The sequence below is a fragment of the Variovorax sp. FW305-3-2-15-B-LB1 genome (assembly GCF_058787635.1).
Genome location: NZ_JBYSZY010000034.1, coordinates 42,196 through 53,208, shown reverse-complemented (window position 1 = coordinate 53,208; position 11,013 = coordinate 42,196). Strand labels below are relative to the sequence as shown.

The window sequence follows — 11,013 nt, the reverse complement described above, 5'->3', positions numbered from 1 at the left end:
GAACTATATTCTGTTAAACAGAATTAAATCGGCAAGCCCGCCGACTGTCAAGCCACGCCATGCCCCGCAAAGCCCAGACCGAATCGGTGTCCGACCTCAACGCTGCCCCCGGCGGCGCCGCCGCGGTCGACCGCGCGCTGAGCCTGCTGTCGGCCTTCCGGCCCGGCGACGAGGCGCTGTCGCTGGCGCAGTTCGCCGAGCGCACGCAGCTGTACAAGAGCACGGTGCTGCGCTTGCTGGCCTCGCTGGAACATGCGCGGCTGATCCGCCGGCAGGACGACGGGCGCTACGCGCTGGGGCTGGAGATCGCGCGGCTGCACGGGCTGTACGCGGCGTCGCAGTCGCTCGACCGCCTCGTGCTGCCGGTGCTGCGCACGCTCGCCGCCGCCACCGGCGAAAGCGCGGCGTACCACGTGCGGCAGGACCAGGGCGACAGCTGGGTGCGGCTGTGCCAGTTCCGCGTCGACTCGTCGCATGTGGTGCGCGACCACGTGCGCGCGGGGGACCTGCTGCCCAACGACCGGGGCGCGGGCGCGCGCGTGCTGATCGCCTTCGGGCCCGAGGCCGAACGGCCGCGCGGCGCGAAGGAACGCAAGCTGTACGACGCGATCCGCGCGCAAGGCTATTGCGCGCTGGTGGGCGACCGCACGGCCGAGCTGGCGGGCATCTCGGCGCCGGTGTTCCATGCGGATGGCGGCCTGGCCGCGGCGGTCACGCTGACGATGCCGACGCACCGCTACGACGAGGGCTATATCGAGCCCGTGCGCGCGGCGGCGAAGGCGCTCAGCGGGCAGGTCTGAGCATCAGGATTCAGCCTTGAAGCCCGAGTTCTTGATGGGCAGTTCCCACCGCTTCAGGTGCGTCGCCTGGATGCTCGCCAGTTCCGCCGGTCCCGCATGCGCCGGCACGAGGCCCAGCGCGTAGATCTTTTCCTGCACGTCGGGCATGCGCAGCGCGTCGGCCACGGCCTTGTCGATGCGCGCGACCAGCTCGGGCGACATGCCCGGCGGGCCATACAGCCCGAAGAAGGCATCGGCCGTCACGTTGATACCCGCTTCCTTCAGTGTCGGCACGTCGGGCAGCGCGCGGCTGCGCTTTTCGCCCGTCACCGCGAGGATGCGGACCTTGCCCGCGCGGTGGTGCTCGATGGTTTCCGAGGCGGTGTCCACCATCAGCGGCACCTGTCCGCCGATGAGGTCCTGCGCGGCCGGCGCGCCGCCGCGGTAGGCGACGTGCGTCATCGGCACGCCCGAGGCCTGCGCCAGCAGCTGGCCCGCGAAGTGCGGCACCGTGCCGGCGCCCGAGGTCGCGTAGTTGGCCTTGCCCGGGTTGGCCTTCATCCAGGCCAGCACCGCCTTCAGGTCGCCCGCCGGCGCACCCGGCCCGGCCGTCACCGCGAAGTCGAAGGTGCTGCCGAGCGAGATCGGCGTGAAGTCCTTCACCGTGTCGTAGCCGAGGTTCGAATACAGCCACGGGTGGATCACCATCGCGCCGCTGGGCGAGAAGATCAGCACGCTGCCGTCCGGCGGCGAGCGCTTGAGTTCGGCCAGCGCCAGCCGGCCGGCCGCGCCGGGCTTGTTGTCGACGATGACGTTCTGTCCGAGCGACACGCGCATCTTGTCGGCCAGGATCCGCGCGACCACGTCGGCCGACCCGCCCGGCGGAAAGCCGATCAGGATGCGCACCGTGCGCTCCTGCGCGAACGCCATCGGCGCGAAGGCCGTGGCGGTGATGACGGCAGCGGCTTGCGCTGCGAACTGGCGGCGTTGCATGGGGCGGTCTCCTCGGGGTGGTTGTTCTTCGGTGTGCGTGGGGTCGTCAGCGCAGCGCGGCCAGCAGGGCCTCGTTCTGCGCCGGCAGGCCGACGCTCACGCGCAGCCATTGCGGCAGGCCGTAGGGGCCGAGCAGCGAGACCTCGATGCCGGCGGCCAGCAGGCGCGCGTGCACGGCCGGCGCATCGCCGACCTGCACCATCACGAAGTTGCCCGACGACGGCACGTGCGGCAGGCCCAGCGCGGCGAAGCCCGCGGCGAGCTGCTCGCGCCCGGCGGTGTTGAGTTCGTAGGTGCGCGCCAGGAAGTCGGTGTCGCCCAGCGCCGCCACGGCCGCGGCCTGGGCCGGCGTCGTCACGTTGAAGCGCGGGCGGTGCGCGTTCATGCGCGCCGTGAGCGCCGGCTGCGACACGCCGTAGCCGATGCGCAGCCCCGCCAGGCCGAAGGCCTTGGAGAAGGTGCGCGCCACGATCAGGTTGGGCAGGCGGCGCACCCATTCGATGCTGTCGTAGCGCTGCGCGGGCGTGAGGTACTCGGTGTAGGCCTCGTCGAGCAGCACCGTCACGTGCGCGGGCACCGATTGCAGAAACTCGCGCAGCGGCGCAGCATCGATGAAGGTGCCGGTCGGGTTGTTCGGGTTGGCCACGAAGACCAGCTTCGTGTCGTCGCCGATGGCGGCGCGCATCGCGTCCAGGTCGTGGCCAAAGTCGCGCGAAGGCACGACGGTGGCGCGCGCGTGGGCGTGCGCCGTGGCCGCCGCGTAGACGATGAAACCGTACTGCGAATAGACGACGTTCTCGCCCGGCTTGAGGCTGACCTGCGCCGCGAGCTCGAGGATTTCGCTCGACCCGCTGCCCAGCGTGAGCCACTCGGGCGGCACGTCGAGCCGCGCGGCCAGCGCCTGCTTGAGCGCGGTGCCGTTGCTGTCGGGGTAGTTGCCCGCACCTTCGAGGGCGGCAGCGGCGGCGCGGCGGGCCGACTCGGGCATGCCGAGCGGGTTTTCGTTGGAAGCCAGGAGGATCATTGCGGCGGGAGCTGATTATTTAAGAAGTTAAATATATACAGCTGCCACCGGCCCGGCCTCAGGGCCTACCCTTTGAAGCGGGGCCTGGGTTCTGGTTGATTACCTTCATTTTTGTCACAGATAAATCTCACTTTCGGCTCTTACTCGCCCGCAAAGTATCGAATACAGTTCTCCCATGGCTTCACCTGGGGCAAGTGCGCCCCACTGCTGCGCCGCCCCCGATTTCCTGTTTTTTGCATTGCGTTCCCCAAGGAGAAACACATGACCGACCGCACCACCGCCCACCGACTCCAGGTCGCGACCGAACTGCACCGCTTCGTCGAAGAGAAGGTCCTGCCCGCCAGCGGCGTGGCCAGCGACGTGTTCTGGAAGGGCTTCGACGCCATCGTCCATGACCTGGCGCCCAAGAACGTCGCCCTGCTCGCCGAGCGCGATCGCCTGCAGAGCGAGCTCGACGCCTGGCACAAGAAGAACCCCGGCCCGATCGCCGACATGCCGGCCTACCGCGCCTTCCTGGAAAAGATCGGCTACCTGCTGCCGCAGCCCAAGGGCGTGAAGGCCACCACGGCCAACGTCGACTCCGAACTCGCGCTGCAGGCCGGCCCGCAGCTGGTGGTGCCGATCCTGAACGCACGCTACGCCCTGAACGCCGCCAACGCGCGCTGGGGTTCGCTGTACGACGCGCTGTACGGCACCGACGCCATTCCCGAAACCGGCGGCGCCGAAAAGGGCAAGGGCTACAACCCCGTGCGCGGCGCCAAGGTCATCGAGTTCGCACGCAACGTGCTCGACCAGGCCGCGCCTTTGGCCAACGGTTCGCACAAGAACGCCACCGGCTACAGCGTGAAGGACGGCCAGCTGGTCGTCGCGCTGCAAGGCAGCACCACCGGCCTGGCCGATGCGTCGCAGTTCATCGGCTACCAGGGCGACGCCGCCGCGCCGTCGTCGGTGCTGCTCAAGCACAACGGCATCCACCTGGACATCCGCATCGACCGCAGCACCGCCATCGGCAAGAGCGATGCGGCCGGCGTGAGCGACCTCGTGCTCGAAGCCGCGCTCTCGACCATCCTCGACCTGGAAGACTCGGTGGCCGTGGTCGACGCGGCCGACAAAGTCGTCGCGTACGCGAACTGGCTGGGCATCGTGCAGGGCACGCTCACCGAAGAAGTCGCCAAGGGCGGCAAGACCTTCACGCGCGGCCTGAATGCCGACCGTGAGTACACCGGCGCCAACGGCCAGCCGCTGAAGCTGCACGGCCGCTCGCTCATGTTCCTGCGCAACGTGGGCCACCTGATGACCAACCCGGCCATCCTGTACGAAGGCGGCAAGGAAATCCCCGAAGGCATCCTGGACGCCGTGGTCACCACCACCATCGCCATGATCGACGTCAAGCGCAAGGGCAACTCGCGCACCGGCAGCATCTACATCGTCAAGCCCAAGATGCACGGCCCGGCCGAAGTCGCCTTCGCCAGCGAACTGTTCGGCCGCGTCGAGCAGCTGCTCGGCCTGCCCGCCAACACCGTCAAGCTCGGCATCATGGACGAGGAGCGCCGCACCAGCGTGAACCTGCAGGCCTGCATCGCCGAAGCCGCCGCGCGCGTGGCCTTCATCAACACCGGCTTCCTGGACCGCACCGGCGACGAGATGCACACCGCCATGCAGGGCGGCCCGATGATCCGCAAGGGCGACATGAAGTCCAGCGCCTGGATCGGCGCCTACGAAAAGAACAACGTGCTCGTCGGCCTGAACTGCGGCCTGCGCGGCAAGGCGCAGATCGGCAAGGGCATGTGGGCCATGCCCGACCTGATGGCCGCCATGCTCGAGCAGAAGATCGCCCACCCCAAGGCCGGCGCCAACACCGCCTGGGTGCCCTCGCCCACCGCCGCCACGCTGCACGCGCTGCACTACCACCAGGTCAGTGTGACCGCCGTGCAGCAAGAGCTCGAGAAGATCGACGCCGACGGCGAGCGCGAGAACATCCTGAACGCGCTGCTGCAGGTGCCGATCGCCGCGCAGGCCAAGTGGACCGACGCCGAGAAGCAGCAGGAGATCGACAACAACGTGCAGGGCATCCTGGGCTACGTGGTGCGCTGGGTCGACCAGGGCGTGGGCTGCTCGAAGGTGCCCGACATCCACAACGTCGGCCTCATGGAAGACCGCGCCACGCTGCGCATCTCCAGCCAGCACATCGCCAACTGGCTGCTGCACGGCGTGGTCACGAAGGCGCAGGTCGACGAGGCCTTCCAGCGCATGGCCAAGGTGGTCGACGAGCAGAACGCCGGCGACGCGCTGTACCAGCCGATGGCCGGCCACTTCGACACCTCCCCCGCCTACAAGGCCGCGCAGGACCTCGTGTTCAAGGGCATCGAGCAGCCCAGCGGCTACACCGAGCCGCTGCTGCACGCCTGGCGCCTGAAGGTCAAGGCCGCGGCCTGACGCGCGCCTTGCGCAGTGCCGGCCTCCGCCGGCACTGACGCCTCGGAGACACGCAACGAACGGCGCCCTCGGGCGCCGTTCTGCATGGGGCGCGACATGCCGGTAGCATCGACGCCGCCCTCTTCTCTCTCCGGTCTCCGTTTCTTTCGATGAACAAGCACGCGGCTACGCCGCCCCCGACCCGCGGGTCGACCTCGGCCGCGGCCATGCTGGTCGCACTGGCCACCGCCTTCGCGCTGAGCCAGGCCTTTCGCACCGTCGGCGCCATGATGGCCACGCCGCTCACGCAGCACTTCGGCCTCACGCCGCAGGCGCTGGGCACCTGGGCCGGCACCTTCCATTTCACCTTCGGCATCATGCAGCTCGCGATGGGCGTGTCGATCGACCACTTCGGCGTGCGCCGCACCGTGCTCACCGCCTTTCCGCTGGCCATCGCGGGCGCCGCGCTGTGCACCGTGGCGCCGGGCTTCGGCGCGCTGCTGCTGGGGCAGGCGCTGATCGGCGTGGGCTGCGCGCCGGCCTTCCTGGCCTGCACCGTGTTCATCGCGCGGCACTTCGACGCCGCGCGCTTCACCGCCATGTCGGGGCTGGTGATGAGCCTCGCGGGCATGGGCATCCTGTTCACCGGCACGCCGCTGGCGCTGCTGATCGAGGCCGCCTCGTGGCGCGCCGGCTATGCCGCGCTGACCGCCTTCGCCGTGCTCTCGTGGATCGTCATCTTCTGGCGCGTGCACGAGCCCGCGCGCACGACGATCGCATCGGACGAACCCGCGCCCGAGCGCCAGTCGCTGCGCCAGGCCGTGCGCGACCTGCTGCCGCTGTTCGCCATGCCGCACACGCTCGGCCTGCTGTGCTTCGCCTGCGTGTCGTATGCCGCCTTCATCACGCTGCGCGGCCTGTGGCTCGGCCCCGTGCTGCACGACCGCCACGGCCTCTCGCTCGTGGCCAGCGGCAACGTGGCGCTGGTGATGACCGTCGCCGGCATGGCCAGCCCCATGCTGTTCGGCCGCCTCGACCCTGGCGGCGCGCGCCGCACGCGCTGGATGATGCGCTGCGCCTTCGCCGGCGCGGCGATGTTCGCCGCCATGGCCCTCACGCAGTCGCGCGCCATCGACATCGGCCTGCCGATCGTCTACGGCATGCTGTCGGGCTACAGCGTGCTGCTGTACGCGTACACCAAGAACGCCTACCCGGCGGCCGTCACGGGCCGCGCGATGGCGCTGCTCAACATGGCGATGTTCCTCGGCGTCTCGCTGATGCAATGGACCACCGGCGTCGCCGCCTCCTGGGCCGTGGCCCAGGGCAGCGAGCCGTTCCGCGCGGTGTTCCTCACGGTGAGCGGGATGCTGGCGGCGGGGACGCTGGCGTTTTGGCTGCTGCCGCGGGCGAAGGTGCCAGTGCGTCCCACGCCCTGATCGCCGACACGCGGCCTCACGCCGCATCCCCCAACCGCGCCCGCACCTCGCGCCGGCTCAGCTGCCGCTTGGCAACGGCATAGACATCGTGACGCCCATACATGTCGAAGTGCGTGGGCAGGCCCGGCGCTGAACGTCGCGCCGCGCCGCAGCGCGTGACCATGCAGCGGCGCAGCACGTCGTAGCAATTGGGCTCTGGCTGCGCCGCGCTTGTGCGCTCGGGAAACTGCGCCAGCACGACCTCGAACCAGCAGCCCTCGACGCAGTGCCACTGCGTGGTCTCGTCGATCACGTGGTAGACCGCGCAAGGCGTGTCGCCGCGCCGTGCGGCCCGGTCCACACGGCGCACCGCGCGTGCCTCGCGCAGGCGCCGGTTCGGCAGCAGGATGCCGGTGACCGGGTGCACGAACAGCTCGACGCCCGGCGCTTCGTGCAGCGGCACGCCGTCGCGGGTTCCCCAGCGGTGAGGCCGCACCCGCACCTCGCCGTCGCACAGCACCGCGTCGCGTGCCACGAAGTCGTCGACGTGCAGGAAGATGTGCGCCTGCACCGTGCTGCGGCGATCGATGCCCGCGCACAGCTCGGCGTACACCTTGTCCCACGGCCGGTGCACCTGCTTGTGCAGCCAGCGCTTGAGCGGCTGAAGGTTTTCACTCAGCCACTTCGGATGCTGCAGGCCGCGCTTCATGCCCAGGTGCGAACCGCGCTCGGGGCTGTTGCGCCACGGGCGGCCATCGCCCTGCACGCGCCAGCCGCCGCGCGGACGCTCGACGATCACCTTGCCCATGTCGTCACGCATCGTCGGCCCTCCGCCCGAAGTCGCGCGCGGCTTTCTGCAGCGCCACCTTCTGCGCGCGCCGCTCGGCGCGGTGGGTGCGCAGGTGGCGGCCCGCGCCCTGGCTGGATTCGCGGCGCGCCATCGCGGCCACCACGGGATTGCGCGGTGCCGACGCGGGCACCGCAAAGTAGAACCGGCCCAGACGCTTGTCGTCGTCGCGGGCCTTTCGTTGAGCACTCATGTGCACACACTCCGAAAAAACAAAAAGGCCCCGGCGAATGCAGTTGCGCGCGGGGCCCTTGTCGATACGGCCGCGGCGGATGCGAAGGTGCACATCCGGCCGGGGCGGTCGGTGTGCGTCAGGTGTTCAGTGAACGGTTCATTGAATGGTGTTCTCGCCCGGGAGGTTGATCGTCGCCGTGCGCGGTGTCTGGAAAAACGGTCGCTGAAAAAGGAAGGGCGGATTCTGGCGAGGGCCTTCGCCGTGCGCAAGCCCGGCGCGGCGCGCTGTGGCGCAAAGCTGACAGGGCACGTCGGTTGAATCCGCTTCACACATCGCGCCGTATGGCATCTCAAGCGCATCGCGCCCCCGAGCTGTTGGCGGTTTCCACAGAGCTTTTCCTTCCAGGAGACATCCATGAAAAAACTCGTGATCGCACTCGGCGTGTCGGTCCTGCTCGGCGCGTGCGCCGGCAGTGGCATGAGCAACGCCAGCAGCAGCAACAGTGCCGCCACCCCCATGGTCGGCGGCGCGCCGATGTACCCGACGAAGGACATCGTCGACAACGCGGTGAATTCGAAGGACCACACGACGCTGGTCGCCGCGGTGAAGGCGGCCGACCTCGTGGCCACGCTCAAGAGCCCGGGCCCGTTCACGGTGTTCGCGCCCACCAACGCCTCGTTCGCGGCGCTGCCGGCCGGCACGGTCGACACGCTGCTCAAGCCCGAGAACAAGGCCACGCTCACCAAGGTGTTGACCTACCACGTGGTGCCCGGTCGCATGGACAGCGCGGCGCTGACGAGCGCGATCAACGCGGGCGGCGGCAAGGCGATGCTGAAGACCGCGAGCGGCGGCACGCTCACGGCGACGATGAGCGGCGGCACGGTGTGGGTGACCGACGCCAAGGGCGGCACGGCGGCGGTGACGATCGCCAATGTCTACCAGTCGAACGGCGTGATCCACGTCGTCAACAAGGTGCTGCTGCCAGGTTGATCGGCAGGCGGGCGGCGGCCCTTCGTCAGCTCCGCTGCGCGGCCTCCGCCTCGTCGCGCAGCCATTGCGCGAAGTCCTGCGCGTCGCGGTTGCCCGCGGCGCGCCGCGACATCTCGATGAAGTAGCCGCGGTGCGATGCCACGCCCTGGCCGAGCGGCGCCACGAGCCGGCCGTCGCGCACCAGTTCGCGCAGCAGCGGCAGGCGCCCGATGACCACGCCCTGCCCCGCCACCGCGGCGGCCACCGCATCGGCGTACTGCGAGAAGCGCAGCGTGCTCTTCATGCGCAGGTCTTCCAGCACCATCACCTTGAGCCACGGCTCCCAGTCGGCGGTCGGGGCTTCGCTGTGGTCCGGGTATTCGATGGTCAGCAGCGTGAGCTTGGAAAAATCGGACAGCTCGCGCAGCGACGCGGCCACCTGCGGCGCGCACAGCGGGATCACCGACTCCTCGAACAGCGCCGGGCCCACGCCGCGGCCGATGGGCACGAAGCGCACCGCAAGGTCCAGCCGGCTCACGTCCAGGTCGAGCACGTCGAGCGTGGCCGACACACGCACGTCGACCTGCGGATGCGTGCTGGTGAAGCGCGCCAGTTTCGGAATGAGCCACAGCGACGCGAAGCCCGGTGTGGTGGTGATCGACACCTGCCGCGGCGCGGCGCTGGCGCGCACGCGGGCGGTGGCGTCGCGCAGGCGCTCCAGGCTGTCGGTGACGGCGCGCTGCAGCACGCCGCCGGCCTCGGTGAGCGCGAGCGCGCGGTGGCGGCGCTCGAACAGCAGCACGCCCAGGCTGGCTTCGAGCTGCTGGATCTGCCGGCTCACGGCCGACTGCGTGAGGTGCAGCTCGCCCGCCGCCAGCGTGAAGCTGAGCCGGCGCGCGGCGGCCTCGAAGCTGCGCAGCAGCTCGAGCGGCGGGAGCTCGCCGGCAGGGGTTTTCACATTCTCTGGAGGCATGCAACGAGTTCCGAATGACCGCGTGTAAGAGAGGGCTCTGCTCACTATATTCATTCGTATCACGAATGCAATGGAGGTTCCCATGAGCACCACCGACCGGTCCCCTTCCACCTTTTTCTCCTCGTCGAGCTCGCGCTTCCACGTGAGCCTGCCCAGCCGCGCCGTCTTCGCCGTGCCCGACGGCGCGGGCGTGGGCATCGAATGCCGCAGCGGCGCCGTGTGGATCACGCTCGACCGCGACCCGCGCGACATCGTGCTCGGGCCGGGCGAGCGCTTCGAGAGCACCGAGCACCGGCGCGTGCTGGTGTCGGCGCTGGAGTCGTCGTGCATCTCGGTGTCGGACGCGCAGCCCGCCGCGCTGCCGAACCCGGCCTCGCGCGCACAGGCTCGCGTGCGGTCGCCTTGGCGACTGGCGCTGCACGGGTTGTCCCCGGCTTGACCGCGGGCGCCGTGGCATCGAACCTCGATGCCATGGACCGCCCCCGCAGGGAGCAGCACCGCGCGCCGCCGTGACGACAGGCGGCTTTTTGCTTTGGGCGTCCGTTTTCCTTCTTGGCCTTGAAAGGGACACGCCCATGACCACCACTTCCGGCGCAGCGCTCGCATGACCGCGCCGCAACAACCCCAACCCTGCGTCCTGTGCGAACAGGCCGACGGCATCGCCACGCTCACGCTGAACCTGCCGCACAAGCTGAACCCGATCGCGAAAGACCTGCAGGTCGAACTGCGCGACGCGCTCGAGCGCATCCGCGACGACCGCACGGTGCGCGCCGTGATCCTCACGGGCGCCGGCAAGGCCTTCTGCGTGGGCGCCGACCTGAGCGCGATGGCGCCGCCCGGCGAGCCCGGCCAGACGCTCGGCGACCAGACCGCCGAGTGGATGCAGAAGCTCAGCAACCCGCTCATCGAGACGCTGCGCACGCTGCCGGTGCCGGTGGTGGCAGCGGTCAACGGTCCGGCGGCCGGTGCGGGCGTGGGCCTGGCGCTCGCGGCCGACGTGACCATCGCCGCGCGCAGCGCCTACTTCTACCTGCCCTTCCTGCCCAAGCTCGGCATCGTGCCGGACCTGGGCTGCACCTGGACCATCCCGCGCCGCGTCGGCCGGGCGCGCGCCATGGGCATGGCGCTGCTCGACGAGCGCCTGAGCGCCGGGCGTGCCGTGCAGTGGGGCCTGATCTGGGCCTGCGCCGACGACGAGCAACTGATGGACGAGGCCCGCGCCATCGCGCAGCGCCTGGCGCGCCTGCCGGCGCACGCGGTGCTCGAAGCGCGCGAGGCCTTCGACGCCTCGGAGCGCCACACGCTGAAAGAACAACTGCACTACGAGAGCGAGCGCCAGCGCGCGCTCATCGACCGCCCCAGCTTCCGTGAAGGCGTGAGCGCCTTCCTGCAAAAGCGCCCCCCAGTTTTCGAAACCCGCTGA

Annotated in this window: 10 protein-coding genes and 1 pseudogene; 6 read left to right on the top strand and 5 right to left on the bottom strand. The window is 69.9% G+C overall.

The genetic code is table 11. The features are described 5' to 3' along the window. The first annotated feature begins 59 nt into the window (after nucleotides 1-59). Complete coding sequence (locus tag AC3WQR_RS20370) at nucleotides 60-800, top strand: IclR family transcriptional regulator (protein ID WP_489059975.1); 741 nt, start codon at nucleotides 60-62, stop codon at nucleotides 798-800. A gap of 3 nt (nucleotides 801-803) precedes the next feature. Here AC3WQR_RS20370 and AC3WQR_RS20365 read toward each other — a convergent pair whose 3' ends face one another. Together AC3WQR_RS20365 and hisC are read right to left on the bottom strand one after the other, a co-directional pair. After that, nucleotides 804-1,772: a Bug family tripartite tricarboxylate transporter substrate binding protein gene (locus AC3WQR_RS20365; RefSeq protein WP_369631025.1), complete on the bottom strand. Its 969-nt coding sequence runs from the start codon at nucleotides 1,770-1,772 to the stop codon at nucleotides 804-806. 46 nt (nucleotides 1,773-1,818) lie between these two features. Next, a pseudogene (gene hisC / locus AC3WQR_RS20360) lies at nucleotides 1,819-2,802 on the bottom strand (histidinol-phosphate transaminase); the annotation flags it as partial. 255 nt (nucleotides 2,803-3,057) lie between these two features. On the opposite strand from hisC, the gene AC3WQR_RS20355 reads away from it, so the two are divergent. Together AC3WQR_RS20355 and AC3WQR_RS20350 are read left to right on the top strand one after the other, a co-directional pair. Beyond that, a complete protein-coding gene (locus AC3WQR_RS20355) occupies nucleotides 3,058-5,232 on the top strand; it encodes a malate synthase G (protein WP_492743294.1) in 2,175 nt (724 codons plus the stop codon). 149 nt (nucleotides 5,233-5,381) lie between these two features. Continuing rightward, nucleotides 5,382-6,647 carry an MFS transporter gene (locus AC3WQR_RS20350; RefSeq protein ID WP_492743293.1) on the top strand — a complete coding sequence of 422 codons (1,266 nt, stop codon included), beginning with the start codon at nucleotides 5,382-5,384 and terminating at the stop codon, nucleotides 6,645-6,647. A 16-nt stretch (nucleotides 6,648-6,663) separates the two neighbouring features. Here the strand turns inward: AC3WQR_RS20350 and AC3WQR_RS20345 are convergent, their stop codons facing one another. Together AC3WQR_RS20345 and AC3WQR_RS20340 are read right to left on the bottom strand one after the other, a co-directional pair. Continuing rightward, nucleotides 6,664-7,446 (bottom strand): hypothetical protein, encoded by a 783-nt coding sequence (locus AC3WQR_RS20345; RefSeq protein WP_492743292.1) that lies wholly within the window; start codon nucleotides 7,444-7,446, stop codon nucleotides 6,664-6,666. Further along, nucleotides 7,439-7,666: a hypothetical protein gene (locus AC3WQR_RS20340; protein ID WP_062479749.1), complete on the bottom strand. Its 228-nt coding sequence runs from the start codon at nucleotides 7,664-7,666 to the stop codon at nucleotides 7,439-7,441. The genes AC3WQR_RS20345 and AC3WQR_RS20340 overlap by 8 nt, the downstream gene beginning before the upstream one ends. Before the next feature lie 396 nt (nucleotides 7,667-8,062). Here AC3WQR_RS20340 and AC3WQR_RS20335 point away from each other — a divergent pair, with 396 nt between their 5' ends. Beyond that, nucleotides 8,063-8,638, top strand: a complete 576-nt coding sequence (locus AC3WQR_RS20335; RefSeq protein ID WP_492743291.1) for a fasciclin domain-containing protein — start codon at nucleotides 8,063-8,065, stop codon at nucleotides 8,636-8,638. A gap of 25 nt (nucleotides 8,639-8,663) precedes the next feature. Here AC3WQR_RS20335 and AC3WQR_RS20330 read toward each other — a convergent pair whose 3' ends face one another. Beyond that, nucleotides 8,664-9,590, bottom strand: a complete 927-nt coding sequence (locus AC3WQR_RS20330; RefSeq protein ID WP_447740547.1) for a LysR substrate-binding domain-containing protein — start codon at nucleotides 9,588-9,590, stop codon at nucleotides 8,664-8,666. Nucleotides 9,591-9,672: 82 nt separating this feature from the next. On the opposite strand from AC3WQR_RS20330, the gene AC3WQR_RS20325 reads away from it, so the two are divergent. Beyond that, the gene (locus tag AC3WQR_RS20325) at nucleotides 9,673-10,029 is read left to right on the top strand and encodes a DUF2917 domain-containing protein (RefSeq protein ID WP_062479754.1); all 357 of its coding nucleotides are present in this window, start codon (nucleotides 9,673-9,675) and stop codon (nucleotides 10,027-10,029) included. Between the two features lie 165 nt (nucleotides 10,030-10,194). Then, nucleotides 10,195-11,013 (top strand): enoyl-CoA hydratase-related protein, encoded by an 819-nt coding sequence (locus tag AC3WQR_RS20320; RefSeq protein ID WP_492743290.1) that lies wholly within the window; start codon nucleotides 10,195-10,197, stop codon nucleotides 11,011-11,013.